We start from the raw sequence: 19,856 nt of genomic DNA on the forward strand, positions 1-19,856 counted from the left end.
ATTTGAGCTGACACTTTTGTGGCTTAGATCCCTACCCAATCTGACAGACAGCTTTTAGCTCATCGCAGACCTTACGGTCCTTCAACCTGACCGCTTCGTGCCAGGAGCGGAAGTTAACAGTTTTAGAAGTCAAGCTAATTAGCATAAAATCTATCAACTGATGGGATATGGAGCCGCAGAAATAAATGAAGACACGGCAGTATGCGCAAAAATCAATCTTCGATCTGGAAGCAATCTTCGAACAGTCTCGCAACAATGTTAGTGAACTTGAACAGCTGTTGAGCGAGCTGACCTTTCGCAACACTGCCAGGGCGCGGACGCTGACGACTAAAATCGAGCAAGCCCTAACCGAACTTAGCAGTCGCAGAGTGGCCTCCATGTCGGGTTCCAGTCCATCAGCAAGTAATCTTGGTTCGGCGCCCACACAATCTCCCCAAGTTGTGCCCCGCGATAAGCCTGCAACGGTTGTGCAACTGCGACCGAAGGCTACTCCAGATCCTGTAATGCAACAGCAATTCGGCAAGGACCAGATCGACCTCGGTCCGCTTACGTATTTCTCTCCGCCAGTTAAGGCAAATGATGCGCGCGCGATACTGGCAGCATGGACAGCCATCGAAGCACTGTCGCCTCAAGGTTATAAGCGCCCAGAGGATATGGCAACTGGCGACCGCTCCAGGGTTGCTCTATTGGAGCGAGGCGTCCCATGGGGACCAAATGCCCGCAGCAAGCCCAACCATAGGCTTTATTTCGAGGTCGTCCTCGGCGCCATCGCTCTCGACAAGGCGACGGACGAACTAGTCAAAGTTTTTGGCGAGGATGAGGAATGTTCACGCCCGGACGGCAAGAAAGCGGCCATCGGCTCGATCCTGATCGACAAGGAAGGCTATGTGCTTGAGGACAAAGGCGTCGCCGTTTCCAGTTTTGCCTGGGCGCTCAAGCCTGCTCTCGATCTGAAGCTTGGGAGCTTAGGGAATTGGCCGAATGTTGAGCCGCGCATTATCGAGCATCTGGACCGAATGGTTCGTCGCCACAACGAGGATGGAGAACCCATACCGATCGATTTGGATATCGTTCTTGACGCTTATAAATGGCTTGTGTCGCGGTTCGGTGTGCCCGTGCATTTGGTTGAACCACCCACATTCGCGATTAAGGTGTTTCATCATTTCAAGGCCAAGGCGCCGCCTGAGCTTTCTTTACTAAATTCCTTCTACCTTGAAGATCTCGGTGAAGCAGCCAAATTGATCGAAACGGGCAAGGCCGGAACCGGTTTGCGGCGCTACATGGGAATTGGCAGGCCTGACCAGAAAATCGACGTGCTGTCGCCCATTTCCGCAGTCGAACCGTTCGTCGCACCGTCGCTCATGCCGCAGGCTCGTTGGCCTTCGCAAGGCGGTCATCCATTAGTGTTGCTTCAACAGGCCGCCGTGAATGCAGCGCGTGCTGAGCTGATTGATGCTCCGGGAATCATCGGCGTCAATGGGCCGCCGGGAACCGGAAAAACCACTCTTCTCCGGGATATCGTCGTTGGTTGCATTCTCGATCGGGCCACGGCGATGTCCGGCTTCAACAAACCGCAGGATGCCTTTTCCACAACAGGCGAGAAGCTGGCATTCGGATCCAATGCCTTCCTGCACTTCTACAGGTTACATGCATCCTTGAAGGGCCATGAGATCGTCGTAGCGTCCTCCAATAACAAAGCGGTCGAAAACGTCAGCAAAGAACTTCCCCTCAAGGAAGCCAATGGTCGCCATGAACAGATCGCCTACTTCCGGTCCATCAGCGACCTGATCGCGAACCCTAAACGAGCTGGCTATTTCGAAGCCGAGGGCGACACTCTCTCCGATCCTGTCGAAACCTGGGGATTGATCGCCGCTGCACTCGGCAAGAGCAGCAACAGAGGCGCGTTCCAGCAAGGTTTCTGGTGGAATGAGGACGGCGGTTTCCTTACCTACCTGAAAGCAGCTCGCGGCATAAACGTCATGCGTGAGATCAAGGACGTACGAACTGGCGTAATCATCGATCGCGTGATGCCCAGCGTGGTCGTCAATGAGCGGCCCAGTACCAACGAAGCGGACGCTGCTGCGGCTTGGCGGAAAGCGCGAACCGCATTCCTTAAACTCAAGGAGACGGTAGACGCCGAAATTGCCAGCATCGAAGGGATGCGCCGGGATATCCAGGCGCTCAAGGGAGCTACCACCGAACTTCAAAGACTGAAACAGTGTCGTCCGAGCCTGAATGAAGCCGTCGAACAGGCACACCAGATTGCTGAATCCTGCCATCAGGAGCAGGAGAAGGCAAAGTCGCAGAGCGAGCAGGACAAGACCTTGCTCGATAGCCATCTTGCTGGCCGTCCAGGTTTCTTCTCCCGCTTGTTCGGGACTGCGACCTGGAAATCGTGGAGATCGACACTGCAGAAGCTCTCGGCGACCTTGCAGCAATCAGTTTTACGGGCGCGGGGTACGGACGACGCACTGAAACTTGCAAGGACTGAGTGGAACAATGCTCAGTCCCAGTTACAGCAACTCGACCATGAAATCTCCAGCAGATGTCAGGCTGTCTCGGAATTGAAGGCAACCGAGGCACAGGCACGAAACCGCATGGGCGACAGAGTCGTTGACGAAATTTTCTTCGAACGCAAGCACGATGCTATCCACCTGACTGCGCCATGGCTTCCCGATGAGGTTCATCGCCTGCGTGAGGATCTCTTCGCCGCCGCCCTGTCGGTGCATAAAACGTTCATCGATGCTTCGGCCAGCCGCTTGCAACACAACCTTGGGCTATTGATGTCGGGCATGGTGGCTGGTGCATTCCAGTCCCCCGCTCACCGTGAACTTCTCCCCGATCTTTGGTCGAGCCTTTTTATGGTGGTGCCGACTGTGTCCACGACGTTTGCCTCAGTACGGACGATGTTCGGGGATCTGCCACCAGAGAGTATTGGCTGGCTTCTGGTCGATGAAGCGGGCCAGGCCGTTCCCCAGGCGGCAGTTGGAGCGATCATGCGGGCAAAACGCACCATCGTGGTGGGTGACCCGTTGCAGATTCCACCTGTGGTTTCACTTCCCGAGAAGCTGAATGCCGAAATCTGCAAGTTCTTCGACATTGAACAGAGCGAATGGTCTGCCCCCGCTGCATCTACGCAGACCCTTGCGGATCAGGCATCGCGCTTCAAATCCACCTTTGTAACGGACATAGGTGATCGAGAGGTCGGGCTGCCACTCCTCGTTCATAGGCGCTGCCAGAACCCAATGTTCGATGTCTCTAACGCCATCGCCTATGCCGGGCAGATGGTCCATGCTGTCGGGCCTAAAAGACCAGGATCAATCGGCTCAGCGTTGGGGCGATCTCGCTGGATCGACGTCAATGGCAATGCTGAGACGAAGTGGTGCCCCGACGAGGGTGACACGGTTGTACGAATGCTCAAAGAGCTGGCCGCATCGGGCATTACAAATCCGGACGTCTTTATCATCACACCATTCAAGATCGTAGAGCAGAACATGCATCGGCGTCTCGACAGTGAGACTGATCTGCTGCGGGCGCTGGGAGTAAAGTGGGATGAGTGGAGTCGTGACCGTGTAGGCACGATCCACACGTTCCAGGGCCGAGAGGCGGACACAGTCATCCTGTTGCTAGGTGCGCCGAAAGCTAGCCAGCAAAGGGCGCGCCAGTGGGCGGCAAGCCCGCCAAACATTATCAATGTAGCCATCTCACGCGCCAAGCAAAACCTATATGTGGTCGGCTCGGCTGCTGCATGGGCGGGGGCAGGAACTAGCCTGCAGGTTCTGCAGCGGCAATTGGCGCAATCAGCCTGACAATCCGAGGCGGCCCTCATTCTTGAGGGCGCACGCGGCTAGTCTTAAACTTACCTTAGTAAAAGACCGGCCGTTATGTGCCAGCGGACAGAAATAACCTACCCAAAGCTATCTCGTGCTTACAGCCAGTTTAGCCGCGAAGCATAAAAACAAGCCCCCTGTTGCTCTGTCCATGACTTTGACAACGCTACTTTTCTTCAATATAGCTGACGCAAAATGCGTGGATAAAATGAGTGTGACTGACCACATAGTCCCAATTGTTACGTGTATGCTAACAAGGACAAAAGTCCATATTAAAGGAGAGTGGGCGGTAGGTATAAACTGAGGCAAAAAAGAGACATAGAAAATACCCATTTTGGGATTGAGCACATTCCCAAGCATTCCTCTGATAAACCAGTTCCCCTGAGAACCGTTGCTCCCATCGCTGTTACTGAAAGACGATCGGGGGCGTATCAGCAGTTGTAAGCCCAGCCAGCTCAGGTAGGCAGCTCCACAAACTTTTAGCACAGTGTAAGCCATCTCTGAAACCGCCAGCAGAGCACCAAGACCTAACGCGACCAGCGCGCCCCATATAAAGCAGCCAGCATCAATGCCAAGGGCAGCCTGAAAAGCTTTTTTGCCGCCCTCAGCACAAGCGGTGCGAAGAATAAGTGCCGTATCGAGGCCGGGAGTAAGAGTAAGTAACAGTGCTGCGAGAGAGAATGCCAAGAGGGAATCGTTAACAGTCATTTTCTTTGTCCGAAAGAGCAGATGCTAATCATTTAGTTCCATACAATCAATCCATCAAATATCACTTTTTTAAAACGTCCTCGCTCGTAACAGTCATTGAGCACATCTTGCCGACCGCTCTGTGCCAAGATCGGACTTAGCTAAAATGGTGTTTCGACTTGGACGGATAAAAATTGTGCTGAGAGGCTATTAGGCAATGTCTATGAAGGGCTTTATGATAAATACGAATAGATAGCTGACTCTAACCATTTAAAAAACTGATAGTAAGGAGGTTAAAGTGAAGGAGTTTATGATACGGCGAATAATCGAAAGTGATCTTAGCAATTTTAGAAGAGTAAGGTTGGAAGCTTTGCGACTTCATCCTGATGCCTTTGGTGCATCTTATGAAGATTGGAGCCAGAAGCCAGATCATTTCTTTGCTGATAGGTTACGAACCAATCATGTTTTTGGTGGATTCGATACTGATAACCTGCTGCAGGGCATGATTGGGGTTAGCAGCACATCTTCAGCAAAGTTAAGCCATGTCGCCACTATCTGGGGAATGTATGTACGTGAAGAAGCGAGAGGTTTAAGGCTTTCATCCGGTTTAATGGCAGCGGCATTGGAAGCTGCTGGTTCAGTTAAAACTATAAAACTATCAGTTGTTACGACGAACAAAGTCGCATTATCACTTTACCGCTCTTATGGGTTCGTTGAATGGGCAATCGATAAAGAAGCACTATGTGTTGATGGTGTATTTCATGACGAATTCCTTATGAGAAGGGAGGTAGATTCTGGTTTGTAACAACCTGCTCATCTAAATATTCTCAAGTCATATTTGCTGCAAACTGGACGCCTGCCTCGCTCAAAGCAGAAAGCAGCCCGTCAACTCATGCCTGCTCAAAAACACAGGCTTAGCGTAGGATAATTTCCGTTTTCCAATCGCCCCCCGGATGCGCGAAACTTGCCTCGATGTTCGCGAGCCTAACGCGACAGAGCCTGATAAAATCAGGTTTCGCAATTTTAAGACCTGCTGAGGATAACAAATGACAATGGAATCACCTGAAATCCAGCTCAAGGCGCTGAATAATGCTTTGCGTCGTTTACGTGGGGCCTGTTCCGCACTTGACGGCGAGGCGCTTGATGAAAAATTACTTGAGGTCATGCGACGACTGCTGCTTGCTGAAGTGCTCGCCGATACCTGGATTGTGGCGATAGGCGGCTCGCAAGGGGCGGGTAAAACGACGCTGATGGCGAGCCTGTATGACCTGCATCATGACAGTAGCGGCTGGTTACGCAGTAATGAAGGACGCGGCGAGAAAATGCCGGTACTGATCCTCGAGAGTCGTGAGACTAAAGTGACGCAGGGTTATGTCCGCCGCCTGGTCGAAACTGGAAATGATTTGACGCTGGAGGATGTCAGCGTCGACGTCAACGAGTTTCAGCGCACGGTCTGCGATCCTGATGCCGGGGATTTACTGCCGGTATTGAAAGTACCGCAGCGTTATTTTACCCGCAATAACCAGGCCTGGTTACTGCTGCCTGGCTATGAAAAACAAGAGCGTGAGAATCGTGAATGGCAGGAACTGATGCGTCAGGCGATGATCGCGGCAGGCGGTTGTATCATCGTGACCGACGAGACGCGACTGGCAAACCAGCAGCAGCTCGAAATCGTCAAAGATATGCTGGAAAAAGAGCTTAAGAATTGTAAACCTTATATTGTCATCTCCAAGACAGAAGCGTATCGCCATAATCCGCAACGGCAAGCTGAATTAAGAAAAAGCGCGGCTGAAACCTTCAATCTCGCTACCGAATATACGGATAACAACATTATTTTAACCGGCACCGACGATCCGGAATACATAACAGAATGGATGCCGCACCTACGCCGGGCCATTGACGACCTTAACTTTTCCGGACAAACCAACCGTTATCTCCAGTTAACCCACCTTACTGGGATTGTCAGTAAGGATCTGCCGCGCGTCATGAATATGATCCGCACCCAGTCACGTCTGTATTACCATAGTGATAAAGGAGGCCAGGACGATGGCAGCCAGGTGCTGGCCGAAGCTCTGGAAGTGTTTGACGGCGCAGTGCAGGAACTGCGGGAAGAGCACACCAAAAAGGTGAAAACGTGCATCGCTAAAACCTTTGAAGCGGCGAAGGCGAATATGGACCGCAGGCTGGTCAAGGAGCATGAGGGATTTGCCAACTGGGTATCGAATGCATTTGATACCACCAGTGAGACAAAAGGCAAATTGCAGAAACTGGTTCAGGATTCATGGCAGGACGCATCAGCTGATTTCTTCGACGACTATGTGAACAGCCTGAAACAATTGACGGCGGCGAAACTCAAGCCCATACCAAACGGCAACGATCGCCCAAACTTGCCTACATCACCGAAGCTGGACAAGCTGGTAGCACTTGGCTATATGAATAGCGCCGGGCAGCCCGTGCAACACGAACAGCTGGATGCAGAAAAAATAAGTAATATCAAAATGTTGCTAAATCATGGCGACACGTCGAATGCGCAAAACACCATAGTGGTGAATAAACAGTTCAGGAAAAGCGTGGAATTGATCCCGGTGCTCTCGCTGGAGTACACCCGCCTTGTGTACGCCATGCCTGAGATTTGCAAAGAGCTGCGGCCCTACGTCACGCTTGAGCAGGACGATGGCGAGATATCCGCAGGTAACGTCGCGGCAGAAGGGGTTCAAACCCTCAACGCAGGGGTTGATCTTGGCAAGACCGCAATAAAATCACTGGCGGCGGTGCTGGCGATTGACGTTGTCAGCGACGGCGATTCCGATATCCTCGGCGCGCTCTTTGGCCAGGATCAGCCTTCCATTGACCCGACGGGTTCACCCCTTCCCCCCGCACCGGTGATGATGCATCCTGCTGCCGTTGCGGTAACCGCCGTTGTGGCGGCGGCCTACGTGACCGTGGCTGCGGTAACGCGAATGCGCACCTTCGAGAAAAAAGCGAGCACCCAGGCACACGTCATGCTTGCCAGCGTTCATGACCACCATATTGAGCATTTACGCAATCAGTTCGATGATACGATGAACGCGGCGCGTAAGCGGATTAGCGAAACGTTACGTGCTCGTTATCACATGGACGAAATGCTGATGCGCAAGGATCGGCTCGCGAAAGCGATTGCCGATGTGAATGCCCTTATCGACGACCTGCGCACTGAGCTGGGTTCATCGGCTTCGGGTCTGCAAGTGTTAATCACCAGCCGTGGTGAGTGAGATGACGTCCGGGAAGGTTATCGATTATTGGCAGCGGTTAGAGTCACGGCAGTCGGAGTGGGCTTTTCGCGCCTACGATCGGCTGATTAAGACATTAAGTCATGACGTTCAGGAAAGGATACAGCTCAGGGAAAGCGATGCCGAACCGTACGTGGTCATCTTTGGTAAGACGCAGGTCGGAAAAACCACCTTACTGCTCGACCTGATGGGCATCGATCTGCAGCAGATGGCAACGCTATCGCACGTGCTGCGCGGCGGGCGGGAAGCCGGGAAATCGGCCACCGCCACCGCCATGGAATATCGTCGTTCAACGGACCAGCGCTGGGGATTGTTTGTGCAATCGAAAACGAGCTGGTTTGTCTCTGACGACGATATGACAGAGGCTTTAGCGCAGCTCAGAAAGCAGATGGAACGAGGTGAACTGGTTGTTGATTCTTCCTGTATTGTGCATATTCCGGGGCGTTTTTTCAGGATACAAACCTCGGGTGCGCCCGGCGTGCGTATTCTGGATCTGCCTGGTGATAATCCCGCCAATATGGAAGAGCAAAAGCATGTAAATCAAATGGCGAAGACCTATCTTCCCTTCGCTGATTTGGTCCTGCTGATTGGTCGTGGCGACGATTTGAGCTTCCTGCAGCCGGAGGTTATCACCCTGCCGGGTATTGAGGACTGGCAGGCGATGCCGCATCGGTTTCGCATCGTGACGACCTATTCTTACTCAGCCCAGTCGGTGAAGACGCTGATTCGCAACGATCCGGCTTTCGATATCACGCAGCTACGTCAGCGCCTTATTGAACAGATTGAACGCTTTAACAGCCTGAGCGATGCGGTGAAAGACCAGAACCTCTACTTTCCACTTGAGTTTGGCAGCAGTTGGTTGAGTATGGCGGAAAACGATAGCTCCCTGTATGCCCGGGTTGCCCCTATGGTCAGCCGCTTGCGTAGCGAACTGCTGGAACAGATTGCGGCATCGACTAGCCCGCTCGGACGGCTGCGCAGCACCCTGGATACCCACCTTAGCGTTAAATATATTCAGGAGAAAAAAACGGCGGCAATCGAAAGGGGACTGTTGGGGCTAAAAAAACAGCAACAAAAGACAGAAACTACAATGACGACCTGGGAAAAGGCGATGTCCCGGTCGCAGGAAAAAATAGACCAAACGAACAGGTTATTAAAAGATAACTCGTTATCTGTCAGCCGACGGCTTATCGATAAAGCCGCGGAAGAGGCCGCAGTAATTAAATTGCCTGCAGAGTACAAAAGCGAAAAATGTACGACTTTACACCGTATGATTGCCGACTATTGCAGTGAAATTAAAAAGATCCAGTTGGCCGTAGCAAGTCAGTCAACGTACTGGCAAAAAGTGGCCCGCAAGAATATTGAACCTACGCGGCAGGCGGTGCAGGATATTCTTGATGAAAAGTTCAGTGCTATTCGCTATACGCTCAATGACTATTGGATCGACGCCTATCTTAGTTCGGCGAATTATTCATCGGACAAAAACAGCGTCATCCATGCCGCTGATAATGCCAAAGCGGAAGTCATTCGGTTGTGGACCTCACAATGGATGGCTGCCGCAGAGAACGTCCGGAATGAATACAAAAGCGAACTCACTAAAGAGGGGATGACTCTCGATGTGTTGCGGGTAGAGCAAAATAAATCCCTGCGGCGTCAGACAGCGCTTGAGCAACAGATCGCCTCGTACAAGGACGATTTAAAGAAAATTGACGCGGATTCAAAGGAGGATCTTGCTCGCTGCAAGCGGTTTGTTCACTTTCTTGATGAAGAGTATCTCAACACCTTAAATGAACGTCTGGATTCAGCCTTTCAGGAACGTGACGACTGTGATGCGCTATTACAAATTTTATCCTGCGTAGCGTTGAAAAATCAGCGGGAAGATTTAATGAATTTAACTGAAAAGTATTCCGGGTAAGATATGAACGTGACCAGTGAAATAAAAAATAAAGAAAAAACGCTCGCCGAGCTAATGGTAAAAATCCTCAAGGAACCCCTCGATCCCCTTAAGGGTTCGATGAAAAAACTCCATGAAGATGTTCTGGACACCAAAGATAAGGTTGAGGAAATCAATGATATCCTTAATGCGGTAGCAAGCACCGAAGAAATCATTCAGCCGCTGGGGAAAACGTTACGGGAGCTGCAAGACGATGATATTCCTCAGGCGATAAGCTCGCTGCAGGAATTTATTTTGCAGCAGGTGGAAGAAAAAAACAGGATATTAGCATCTCGCTGAGCCAACAGTCGGCGCACTATGACGGCCAACTGAAAAACGCGACTGGTGAAGTCATTGAAAAACTGTCGAACGTGCTTGGACAGCAAAATGATGCAATCCGACGGTATCAGAAAACGGGTATCGACGGCGCTGATGCCCTGTTGCAGCAGTTGCTGGCGGTTAACCAATCCCTGGAGGACGCCAGCGCCGGCAATGCCAGCGAGCAACGGTCGACGCGAGAGCGTGACCAGCGGTTGGCTGAACAGCTGGAAAGTGTCATGCAGGCCCAGCAGCAAATAAAGCAGTCGGTAAGCGAACTTGACCAGCAGCTCAAGGGCGTGAGTCAAGGTGTGCAAACGGCGCGGACCACGCTCGCGGAACGGCAGGAAAGCGTTCGGCGGGAAGTATTAAGCGGCCTTGAAACGCTGTCCACCGACGTCCAGGCAGCACTGCTGCAGCATTTGACTCCACCAACCCAGGCTATTGAGTCTCTGCAAACCAGCCTGCAGGCGTTGACCGAGGCGGTGAGCCAGCAAAAGAGCCATCTGGAGACGCAAATTGCCGCAAGTCAGGGTAGATTCCGCTACGTTTTCATCATTTTTGCCCTGTTTGCTACCTCAACGCTAGCGTATATCGGCTATGACATCTGGAAAAATTTAGCTCCCTGACATGGCGAAAGCGCATGGCGTCTAACGCGACAGAGCCATTATACACGGATGACCTCGCCACAGGTTTACGCATAGTCGCGCCCAGAAAGCTCGTTACATCCAACCAAACGGCGCAACACACCACTATTACCTCGTTTTTGATATAGACCGCGCAGGGACTACGATTGATTGGGCTGATCGTAAAACTTAGGGTCAGCTCCAATCCATAGCGAGGCTGTGAAGTTGTGCGCAGTTGTAGGTGACAGAGAATTTATCGAATATGAAAAAACACAGACAGATTATTAAGCAGTTCGGTCGCTATCCGCATAGGAATTCTTTATTAGGAAGAGCGTTAACACATCAAGAAATAGAATGGTTGAAAACTAACGAAGGTTTCTGAAATCGACCTGTTGAAGACTGCCTTGATGGGATAGTGGAAACGTCCGCTTCACGCTCTGGCTGTGTGAAAACCCTGACCAAAAACTGAAGTGCGCGCGTCTACGCAAAATCTGAAATTGAGCGACTGGTTAGTTAGAGCCGAATTTTACGTATGAGCGCGGTTTTCAGCTCTGTTTTTGGCAGTCTCTGCGACCAAAAATGTTTTCACACAGCCTGCGCTCATTGCAGACTGCCAGGTGTTATCGTGTCCTAATAAAAAGACCTGTCAGTATCTCTTGGTAATCACACTAATACAATTTATGACCTGGTTTTATCGTACAAAATGGAAAAATCTTTGCGTTGATGGTATTGCCGAGTCTGGGCATATTGTGTACGATTAATTCGCTAACGTTGTCTTCGACAACTGCCAATGTTCCGGTGATTTGAGAGGAACGCCTTCGGGTAATCACATGCCAATGCCATCATGACCTGAGAGATGGCGCTTTCGGGCGGTTAAGTTAAATCTGTTTATCCTTTGAAAACAGAGACCTTCGGGTTAAGGCTCACTTCACACGTTTTACTCTTAATTGCTGTTACCCCATGGCACTTCGCCATCAGATTTTCTTACCCTGCAGGGACTTTGCTCCCTTCGGGCATGGTTTCCCTGTTATCAGAGGATATTGCCATGTCTGTATATGACATTACTGTCGAACGTATTCACGCTTGTACCCGGTCAAATATTGAGTTCATCGTGCTCGTTTCTGAAATGGAAGCGGCATTACTCACTATACGTGCATTAGAACGCTGTGGTATTCCGGATGACGTCGATGTAGATGGCTTCCCATCACGGGCCAACGAGATAATTTGGATTGCTGGACAGCTCGGGAAAGCCTGCGAGTCCAATCTGATACCTGATTATCTTTTTCAAAAGTATATCACTGAGCTCATTCTTCTTGGTCAAACTGTAGATGAATATGCTTGGGAATATGGATTCCATAAAGGCGTGGAGTCTGTCGAAGACTTCTGATAGCGCTTCACCGAGGTCCTAACAGGGCTACTTAACTAATCACCCACGCGGGGAAAACTTCCCCCGCAGGTGGTGAAGGTTTCTCTGCTTCACTGCAGGAGAAACACCATGAAAATCCTCATTTCTGCTTTACATAAAGCAGCCGTCGCCCTGGAACATTTTTCTACTGTGCTGGGGCAGCATGACAACGACTGGTTCACCAATCGAACGGGCCAGCTGAGCTTCCGTCCCGAAGTCTTTCAAAACGGGCTGGGGCAATTTACCGCTTCGGTCGCGTGTCGAACGGGGTGCAGTTCCCGTGACTGGCAGGTGCAGTATTTTTGCACCTGTGGTCACTGGCGTTCTGCACGTCAGGCCATGAAAGCAGCCCGTAGAATGGCTCGCGATCTGGCTTTGTATCGTTATCGTTTTAGCGATGGCGCCCTCAACACGTGGTGACACCGAATTTTATGACACGGCTTCCCGGAGAGACTTCCTTCCGGGAAGTTTCTCCTGTTAACCACAGAGGGGGACTTATCATGTTCCGTTTTACTTCCGCTTCTCTGCGTAAATATCGTATCAATTCGGTTACTCCAGAGGGTGAAATCATCCCCTCTTTTACCCGATAACCGATAATTTTCTTCCACTCCCAGTGGCGTATTCCGCGCCACTGGCCGGGATACGCCTTTTTGAGGTTTATCCCATGAAAAAAACGTCTTCTGCCCGCAGGGCACCGAAAACTGAACGTGCTGACCTTTATCAGCAGGTGACTGACAAAATTGTTGCTGCCCTGGAGAAGGGGACCGCGCCCTGGCGAAAACCCTGGCGTGCTGCACAAAAGCCTGCCGGCAGTTCTCTGCCGGCGAATGCCACGACCGGTAACGCTTACAGCGGGATAAATATCCCCCTGTTATGGATGGCGGCAGAGGAGCGAGGGTTCAGCTCCGATCGCTGGCTCACCTACCGGCAGGCACAGCGTGCCGGAGGACATATCCGTACTGGCGAAACCTGTAGCCTGGCCGTGATTTTCAAGCCGTTTGAGGTCCAGGCTGAAGATGACCAGGGCAACAAGCTTGTCGATGATGACGGGAAACCCGTGATGGCGTCCCGCGCCATGCTCAAACCCCTGCAACTGTTTAATACGCAACAATGTGACGGTCTGCCGGCAGCGTTGTCCGATGAACCGGCCACTATTCTGACGCAGGAAGAGACGGAGACGGTTTCTGCACCGGTGATGAACCGTGTACTGGAGATATTCAATGCCAGTGGTGTGGCCGTAAACTTTCTGAATCAAAACCGGGCATGTTATCGGCCGGTCGCGGATCAGATAGTGATGCCGACTTCCGGGCAGTTTTTTACCGAGGCAGATTACTGGTCCACATTACTTCACGAACTGGTGCATGCCAGTGGCCATCAAAAACGGCTGAACCGGGAAGGGATAACTTCTTCGACTCGACAATTTGGGGATCCGATTTATGCGTTCGAGGAGCTCATCGCCGAGCTGGGCAGCGCTTTTCTTTGCGCAGAGCTTGGCGTGTACGGCGAGGTGCAGCATGACAGTTACATCAGTGGCTGGCTAAAAGCCCTCAAGGAAGACAAAAGGGCCCTGTTCCGGGCGTGCCGTCAGGCACGGGAGGCTTCAGCGTTTTTATTAAATCTGAAGATTGGCACTGAATCGGCATTAACGGCCTCAGAAGTGGCCTGATGGAGATAATGATGCAGACACAACAATTCTGGCAGGCCACCGCATCGGCACTGCTGGCCAGGCACTTTGGCCTGACGTTGAATGATACCGATTTATGCGATGAAGCCTGTGTGGACGCGTTGCAAAAAGCGGGTATCAAACCTTTTGAAGCGATTAATGACCTGGTGGACAAGTACCACCTGACTCATCTTGACGGTACCGCTTACCGGCCGCGTTCGCCTTATCTGACTGCGGCTGATGAGTTGATTGCCGGCCTTGAGGCCGGTGCAACGCTCGGGTTCATCAGTCACCCGTAAACGGGGCTGACCCGTTTTATTCATTTCACCACCCACAGGGGGAGATCTTCCCCCAGTGGGGAGTCTCCCTCTTTTTATGTCCAAAAGAGGAGAAGTAACCATGTTTGAATGGTGCAAAAATCGTCTGGAAATCACCGGTCGTTCTGTATTTATCGATGTCATGCTGCAGTGGGTGACGGGCGATGAAGTTCCGCTCTACCGTCACGCCGTACAACAGAGTATTCAGCTGTTTCTGGCCGGCGCAGCAGGGATACTGAAGCCGGCCAAAAATGTGGAATACCTCCCGTTCCCGGGGCTGGTGTCTCACGGTTATGGCCCGGCCATCGCCTCAAATCTGGCTTTTCAGCACTGGCTGGAGTTACTGCAGAAAGATGCCGTGCTCAATCCAGATACCGTCAGGCAGATTGACCGTATCTGGATGCAATCAGGTCTGAGTGCGGTCAGATGGGAGACGATCCCTCTGGCAGCACGCCAGATAATGACGCCGTTAATGACCCGACAGTACGTTGACTGGTTTGGTGTGGCCACCTGGTCATCTCATATCGATGGCGGCGCCTGTTGGGAAAAACTGGGGAAAAGACCTGATCGTGCCTGCCATTGCGACATGTTGATGATTATTCCCTCCCGGCTTGCGGCGGAACTTAACGGTAATGGCCATCTGCTGACGGGAATGTCCAGTACGGGTAGCCTTTACAGTCGGGTCCACGGGATGGAGTGGCCTTGCGGTCATAACGTTCTCTGGCATCGCGACCGTATAAACAGTCTGCGACTGGAGTTTGATTCACCATCGTATCCGCCCTCCAGTGAATTAATGGGGGAAATTTCAGCCGTATTTGACTGTGAAATCCGACATTGGTATCAGGAGCCGGTCAACGGTATTCGGGGTTATGACTGCTATGACCGCGGAGACCATGTTGATAGCGGCAAGTGTGGGACGGGGTCGTTTTCGGCTGAACTGCTGTCTTTCCCGGCAGACGCGTTGTCGGTGAACGAACAGGTCGATGTGCCGCAGGTGAAGGATGTGTGAAATGGTCAATGACAATAAGGTGTTGAGTCGCACAGCGGGTGAATACGCGCAACCTGAAGAACTTTACCGGTATGTTGTTTGCAGTACCGCACATCTGACTGAGCAAGACGCTGAGTTGTGTCATCGCCTCGGTCATCAGCGGTGTGAGTGGGGGGATTCAGAGTGGATCCATCTTACTGGCACCGGCTATCTGGTGCGGTTAAGTGCCTTCAGCTTCCCGCTGCTGGTTCTGAAGAAGCGTGGATTTTCAAAAAATGCACGCAGGCTGATCTACGTAATGATGAGACGATTAAATATCTCGCTCATCCACTTTGACTGTTGCGGTGAGGTACTAAGCGGGTTTGCTGTCCATGACTGGTAAGCCTGTGCTTTATTCAGCAGTTACATAGGCGGAACCTCGTTCCGTCTCTCTCACCATCCTGAAGGGGAAATATCCCCTTCAGGGCATATTTCCCCTGGAGATATGCGATGAACATCATGGTCGATCATAAGAAGCAATTCATATCCATTTTTAACGAAACCGCCCGCTACCATCACCGGCAGAAGGTCTTTCGCGACTTTATTACTCTCGCGGCCGCATCGATTCATAACGGTATCTGTTTTGATGACCTGCTGGAGCAGGAGTATATGGAGACTGTTCGCCAGTATGAGGCAAAAGATGCAGAACGGATGTCCATGTTACTGGAAGAAGTTGCAATGGGGCTTGCGGCTGAAAGCAGTGATTTTCTTGGTTCGCTCTACATGCAACTGGAGCTTGGTGAATCAGCACGAGGCCAATTTTTCACACCATTTTGCGTTTCCCGGATGATGGCTGAGATACAGTTGGGTGATATCAAAAACATACTGATAGATAAGCCCTTTGTTACTGTTTACGAGCCAGCTTGCGGTTCTGCTGGAATGCTTCTGGCTATCGCTGAGGTGATAAAGGAGAAAGGTTTTAATCCGTCCCGGCATCTCTGGGTTTCTTGTATTGATATCGATCCCGTGGCGTCAGGAATGGCTTATATTCAGTTGTCTCTGACGGGGGTTGCTGGTGAAGTGGTGACGGGAAATGCACTGAATGGTGAACGTCGCCGGGTCATGTTTACACCGGCGCATTGGCTGGGAAACTGGCCATTGCGCCTAAAAAGCTGCGCTGTACACGCTGTATAAACCTAAACTTAAGCCTCTGCATTGCAGAGGCTTTTAATACATTGAGTTAGCGCTAAATTTTTATGGCCAGAAGAGGCTAATATGCAGTTATTTCAGTGACGTTGAAACTGTCCGGTTTACCTTTAATCGTGTTGACAAACGCTTGCACCTTAACGTTTTGCCCAGGTAATAGATTTGTGGCTGAGTCAATGGTGTCGCTGACGACAGTGTCACCTTGATAAAGGTTAAATTTGATGAACACATTTTTGATAGTAGCATCGGTGTTGTTGTGTCCTTTACCGACGATAGCAATTAATCCATTGGACGTGTTTTCAAGATGAAGTTCACTTAATGTGACTTTATTTCCACTGGCCTATTTAGCCCATTGGAAATACTTTTTTCTGTATTTTGAATGCGTTTTCTCCCTCTTTTTTGAACAATTTCTTCAGCATCAGTAATAAGGGGGGATGCCGTTCAATTGTGAATTCAGATCCAACATTGAAAGTCTCCCACCCCGCTAATTCATGGCATTATAGTTAAAAATCAGCGAATTTCTCCTTCCGCCACCGGGCCAATTTGTGTCCAGAGTTTTTTCGTCCAGTCCTCTTTTAGGTGGGACGGGTCTGCTGAGCGATAGGTTGCAGCGACCTGGCTGTTGCTCCCTTCGCGGCTGACTTCCAGTGTCAGATGGTCTGCTTTCCCCCAGATGCGGCTCATCCGGTAATAAGATCCCGGTTGAGCGCTCCAGTCAGTCCCTTCTGCCATTGCGCTAGCCACCCATCCTGAATTTCCTTTACCGCTGTTTTTTGCGGCGGTGATTTCATCGTCCGACGTGAAGCGGTAATAACGTTTCAGCCTTGCGGCGGCCGTATCGACATCAGCATGAACCGTCAGGGTTTTACTGACTTCACCCCATTCAGGTGATTTCCCGTTATTAGATAACGCTGTCGATGGTGAAAAAGAAGAACCGAACTCGCTGATTTGACGTGTTAAAGTGCCCAGATCGCTATTACTGCATCCTGTAGCACCCAGGACGATTGCCATAGCCAAAAGGATCACAGGTACGCGGTGTTGTTTTGAGGTTGTCATGGTATTTCTCCGTTAAGGGGAAAGGGTCATGTTGGACATGCCCCTGGCGGTATCAGAAAGTGACAGAAAGCTGGGCCACGGCACCGTAGGTACGATCCGTTCCGGCCATGCCGGTCAGATCGAGGTGAACGACGTCTAACGGAGAAATACCGATGCCGGCCGTCACGACATTGTTGCCACTGTTACGCATGTCAGCGCGGTAACCAGCACGTAGTTGCGCCCATGACCAGGCATTAAGTTCGGCACCGATGCTGGCATACTGTCTTTTTTCATCGGAGGCGAATCCACTGGCGGGCGTCATGTCAATGTCGGCCGCGAAGGTAACGAGTCCATTGCTCCACGCAGTACCGGCCGTGGCCTGAGGGCGAATGTTGAAACTGTCCTGCAGGCCATTCACTTTGCGGGTATCGACACTGCGTGCCACGAGGTTTTGTACTGCCAGTGCTACCGTCCACTCGGGAGTCAGGTCAGCAGAAAAACCAAGATCAACGTTGGCGCCGCTCTTTGAACGCTGCCAGTCACCACTGTGAAAGTCGGACGTGCTGTAGTTGTTGATGGCCACGTTGTAGTTCCAGGTATCAACACGCTGGAATTTTGGGGTGATCCCCACGGACACCGGCACCTTTCCCAGGGTAAACGGATGTGCCATGGCAATACCGTACTCACTGATCAGTGCGGCTACACCTTCAGCCCGCGAAGTCAGGTTGTTAAGCGTGGAGTCATCAGGCTGAACAAGGCCGGTGCTGGCAGCATCGAGATACGTCAGGTCGCTGTCACTCACCACGGCGTGCGCTTTCGCCTGTCCCCAGCCTTTAATGACCAGGGCAAACGGCAGGGTGGCATTCGGTACCGCAATCACCGCACCGACACCGGCATCTGCACGACCGCTGTGACCAGAGATATCGGTCAGCGATTTTCTGAGGTCAGCGGCTGAAGAAGCGGAATGACCGGTACCGGTGGTGTTCTCCAGATTGTCCCAGGTGTGTTTGACGTTATCGAAACCGTCCTGCAGGTTATCTGGGTCACTGACCTGGGCGCCCACGGCAGGCAGGATAATGCTGATATCATCGCTGGGGCCCGACTTTGTCAGCAGGGCGGGGTTCAGCAGCGGCGCTGCGCCGTATTTTGAGGAGGCGACGCCGGTTCCTCCCATCGCATCGTTACGGGCTTCAAACCAGGTACCGGCTGCCTGCGCCGTGGGCAGTGAAGATGCCAGACTGGCGACCATCAGGCAGCGTGTTATTAATGTGGCTTTCATTATTGTATTTTCCTGTGCAGTTTATGTTTTTTAGGTAAAAGAATTCCCTGATGCTGACGCACCGATTAAAATTATTTGTTTATTGAATAACGGATTAATTAATTAGTTCATGTCATCTATTTATTTTAACCACGCCGGTGTTGCCTATTTTTCAGAAAATCTGAGTGGCATTAATTCTTCTGTTTGCCACGCGGATAACTGTTTTGAAAAAAGTATTTTGTCCACGGCCATGATGGGCAGAACTTTTCCGGATGAGAGCAGGGATAATATGGCAGCATCGGCTACAGCGGTTGTAATAGAAGCACGCCCCTTTTTTTCCAGCACACCACAATATGAAAGAAAGTCTGAAATAAACGGCTCATGCTCACCATCAGGTATTTGCTCTCCAAAATATTCAACGGTGCGCAGCCTGATGCCATTGATCTTTTTAAATTGAATAAGACAGACACTAATCAGTGTTTCATGACTGCGCATATCGACCGGTGGTGCGAGGTCATCGCGCAATAAGATAATCTGAGGTAATGGGGCTTCTGGTATTTCAGCTATTTTATTATCAATTTGTTTAGACAGACTGTGCCAGTCCGTAATATTGCCTGAGGTTATCCCTGGTGTGGCGACTTCACCCCGAAGCCATGCCTTGTTGACGTTAAACCAGTCAGCCATCTCTGAAAGCAACGGTGCCGTCAAATAATCCATCGTCCGTTCCCGGTTTTCCAGGACACTGAGACCGATGTTCCACTGAGACAGCAGTGTAGCAACATCGGTGATCTTCAGATCATGGGCATCCATGAGTAGCTGAAAACGTTCAACAACTTGTGTTGCCCGAGCCTGGAAGGGAGACAGGGTCTCCCGGATCACGCCTTCAATCAAAACATTGATAAACTCGGAGGCTGAGATCCCCAACTTCGCCGAGACTTGCGTGACATATTCTCGGATACCTGGTTTGAACCTGACCGCCAATGGGTCCCCTGATTTTTTACTCTCCGTCGCGGCGGCGCTGAGCAGCACGCTGAGCTTATCGTCCTGTTCAAGGACCAGGTGTGAAAGCAGTGACGTGACGTTAAGGTTCATGGTTTTCCCTGGTGTTGAAATAAGGCGCTGTATCGATGGTGCGTTATTCTTTGTATTCGATGTGAATACCATAATCAGACAGATTGCCGTTGTATAACGGACAATTTCGATCGTTCAGATCGAAACGGTTTATGTAGCCAGTATGAATACATCGCCGGAGGGACATAACGGGAAATTGTTCATTCAGCATTGCAAATTAATGGGAGAGGCAGCAGATGATGGTCGTGCGCGGCGGCTTCCTCATTTTCGC

General features: G+C 51.2%; 17 protein-coding genes and 1 pseudogene. 14 read left to right on the forward strand and 4 right to left on the reverse strand.

Annotated elements, in window-relative coordinates; translation table 11 throughout:
- Window positions 1-185: 185 nt before the first annotated feature.
- Window positions 186-3,809, forward strand: a complete 3,624-nt coding sequence (locus PCO85_05580) for an AAA domain-containing protein (GenBank protein WJV54898.1) — start codon at window positions 186-188, stop codon at window positions 3,807-3,809.
- Window positions 3,810-3,917: 108 nt separating this feature from the next.
- Here the strand turns inward: PCO85_05580 and PCO85_05585 are convergent, their stop codons facing one another.
- Window positions 3,918-4,538, reverse strand: coding sequence for a LysE family translocator (locus PCO85_05585; protein WJV54899.1), 621 nt, complete (start codon window positions 4,536-4,538; stop codon window positions 3,918-3,920).
- A gap of 277 nt (window positions 4,539-4,815) precedes the next feature.
- On the opposite strand from PCO85_05585, the gene PCO85_05590 reads away from it, so the two are divergent.
- The 13 genes and pseudogenes from PCO85_05590 to PCO85_05650 all read left to right on the forward strand — a co-directional run bounded on the left by PCO85_05590 (window position 4,816) and on the right by PCO85_05650 (window position 16,209).
- Window positions 4,816-5,322 (forward strand): GNAT family N-acetyltransferase, encoded by a 507-nt coding sequence (locus PCO85_05590; protein ID WJV54900.1) that lies wholly within the window; start codon window positions 4,816-4,818, stop codon window positions 5,320-5,322.
- A gap of 241 nt (window positions 5,323-5,563) precedes the next feature.
- Window positions 5,564-7,768 carry a hypothetical protein gene (locus PCO85_05595; GenBank protein ID WJV54901.1) on the forward strand — a complete coding sequence of 735 codons (2,205 nt, stop codon included), beginning with the start codon at window positions 5,564-5,566 and terminating at the stop codon, window positions 7,766-7,768.
- Between the two features lies 1 nt (window position 7,769).
- A complete protein-coding gene (locus PCO85_05600) occupies window positions 7,770-9,701 on the forward strand; it encodes a hypothetical protein (GenBank protein ID WJV54902.1) in 1,932 nt (643 codons plus the stop codon).
- 9 nt (window positions 9,702-9,710) lie between these two features.
- On the forward strand, window positions 9,711-10,019 hold the full coding sequence (locus PCO85_05605; protein WJV54903.1) for a hypothetical protein: 309 nt from the start codon (window positions 9,711-9,713) through the stop codon (window positions 10,017-10,019).
- 71 nt (window positions 10,020-10,090) lie between these two features.
- A complete protein-coding gene (locus PCO85_05610; protein WJV54904.1) occupies window positions 10,091-10,666 on the forward strand; it encodes a hypothetical protein in 576 nt (191 codons plus the stop codon).
- 14 nt (window positions 10,667-10,680) lie between these two features.
- Window positions 10,681-10,847 (forward strand): annotated as a pseudogene (locus PCO85_05615) (replication initiation protein).
- 861 nt (window positions 10,848-11,708) lie between these two features.
- Window positions 11,709-12,050: a hypothetical protein gene (locus tag PCO85_05620; GenBank protein WJV54905.1), complete on the forward strand. Its 342-nt coding sequence runs from the start codon at window positions 11,709-11,711 to the stop codon at window positions 12,048-12,050.
- Window positions 12,051-12,158: 108 nt separating this feature from the next.
- The gene (locus tag PCO85_05625; GenBank protein ID WJV54906.1) at window positions 12,159-12,488 is read left to right on the forward strand and encodes a hypothetical protein; all 330 of its coding nucleotides are present in this window, start codon (window positions 12,159-12,161) and stop codon (window positions 12,486-12,488) included.
- Window positions 12,489-12,732: 244 nt separating this feature from the next.
- A complete protein-coding gene (locus PCO85_05630; protein ID WJV54907.1) occupies window positions 12,733-13,734 on the forward strand; it encodes a zincin-like metallopeptidase domain-containing protein in 1,002 nt (333 codons plus the stop codon).
- An 8-nt stretch (window positions 13,735-13,742) separates the two neighbouring features.
- Window positions 13,743-14,030 carry a TA system toxin CbtA family protein gene (locus tag PCO85_05635; GenBank protein WJV54908.1) on the forward strand — a complete coding sequence of 96 codons (288 nt, stop codon included), beginning with the start codon at window positions 13,743-13,745 and terminating at the stop codon, window positions 14,028-14,030.
- A 100-nt stretch (window positions 14,031-14,130) separates the two neighbouring features.
- Window positions 14,131-15,057: a DUF1281 domain-containing protein gene (locus PCO85_05640; protein WJV54909.1), complete on the forward strand. Its 927-nt coding sequence runs from the start codon at window positions 14,131-14,133 to the stop codon at window positions 15,055-15,057.
- A 1-nt stretch (window position 15,058) separates the two neighbouring features.
- Complete coding sequence (locus tag PCO85_05645; GenBank protein ID WJV54910.1) at window positions 15,059-15,418, forward strand: DUF5983 family protein; 360 nt, start codon at window positions 15,059-15,061, stop codon at window positions 15,416-15,418.
- Between the two features lie 107 nt (window positions 15,419-15,525).
- Window positions 15,526-16,209, forward strand: a complete 684-nt coding sequence (locus tag PCO85_05650; GenBank protein WJV54911.1) for an N-6 DNA methylase — start codon at window positions 15,526-15,528, stop codon at window positions 16,207-16,209.
- A gap of 522 nt (window positions 16,210-16,731) precedes the next feature.
- Here the strand turns inward: PCO85_05650 and PCO85_05655 are convergent.
- The 3 genes from PCO85_05655 to PCO85_05665 form a co-directional block, all read right to left on the reverse strand.
- Complete coding sequence (locus tag PCO85_05655; protein WJV54912.1) at window positions 16,732-17,277, reverse strand: hypothetical protein; 546 nt, start codon at window positions 17,275-17,277, stop codon at window positions 16,732-16,734.
- A 52-nt stretch (window positions 17,278-17,329) separates the two neighbouring features.
- Window positions 17,330-18,535, reverse strand: a complete 1,206-nt coding sequence (locus PCO85_05660) for a conjugal transfer protein TraF (protein WJV54913.1) — start codon at window positions 18,533-18,535, stop codon at window positions 17,330-17,332.
- Window positions 18,536-18,679: 144 nt separating this feature from the next.
- Window positions 18,680-19,543: a hypothetical protein gene (locus PCO85_05665; GenBank protein WJV54914.1), complete on the reverse strand. Its 864-nt coding sequence runs from the start codon at window positions 19,541-19,543 to the stop codon at window positions 18,680-18,682.
- Between the last annotated feature and the right edge of the window lie 313 nt (window positions 19,544-19,856).

Origin of the sequence: Prodigiosinella aquatilis (assembly GCA_030388725.1) — a bacterium.
Taxonomy (GTDB): Bacteria; Pseudomonadota; Gammaproteobacteria; order Enterobacterales; family Enterobacteriaceae; genus Prodigiosinella; species Prodigiosinella aquatilis.

What these genes read in the sequence shown, in the direction of transcription:
- PCO85_05625 (WJV54906.1), top strand. Translation starts at nt 12,159, where the DNA reads ATGAAAATCCTCATTTCTGCTTTACATAAAGCAGCCGTCGCCCTGGAA.
- PCO85_05630 (WJV54907.1), top strand. Translation starts at nt 12,733, where the DNA reads ATGAAAAAAACGTCTTCTGCCCGCAGGGCACCGAAAACTGAACGTGCT.
- PCO85_05655 (WJV54912.1), bottom strand. Translation starts at nt 17,277, where the DNA reads ATGACAACCTCAAAACAACACCGCGTACCTGTGATCCTTTTGGCTATG.
- PCO85_05650 (WJV54911.1), top strand. Translation starts at nt 15,526, where the DNA reads ATGAACATCATGGTCGATCATAAGAAGCAATTCATATCCATTTTTAAC.
- PCO85_05580 (WJV54898.1), top strand. Translation starts at nt 186, where the DNA reads ATGAAGACACGGCAGTATGCGCAAAAATCAATCTTCGATCTGGAAGCA.
- PCO85_05640 (WJV54909.1), top strand. Translation starts at nt 14,131, where the DNA reads ATGTTTGAATGGTGCAAAAATCGTCTGGAAATCACCGGTCGTTCTGTA.
- PCO85_05595 (WJV54901.1), top strand. Translation starts at nt 5,564, where the DNA reads ATGACAATGGAATCACCTGAAATCCAGCTCAAGGCGCTGAATAATGCT.
- PCO85_05660 (WJV54913.1), bottom strand. Translation starts at nt 18,535, where the DNA reads ATGAAAGCCACATTAATAACACGCTGCCTGATGGTCGCCAGTCTGGCA.
- PCO85_05600 (WJV54902.1), top strand. Translation starts at nt 7,770, where the DNA reads ATGACGTCCGGGAAGGTTATCGATTATTGGCAGCGGTTAGAGTCACGG.
- PCO85_05620 (WJV54905.1), top strand. Translation starts at nt 11,709, where the DNA reads ATGTCTGTATATGACATTACTGTCGAACGTATTCACGCTTGTACCCGG.
- PCO85_05585 (WJV54899.1), bottom strand. Translation starts at nt 4,538, where the DNA reads ATGACTGTTAACGATTCCCTCTTGGCATTCTCTCTCGCAGCACTGTTA.
- PCO85_05635 (WJV54908.1), top strand. Translation starts at nt 13,743, where the DNA reads ATGATGCAGACACAACAATTCTGGCAGGCCACCGCATCGGCACTGCTG.
- PCO85_05645 (WJV54910.1), top strand. Translation starts at nt 15,059, where the DNA reads ATGGTCAATGACAATAAGGTGTTGAGTCGCACAGCGGGTGAATACGCG.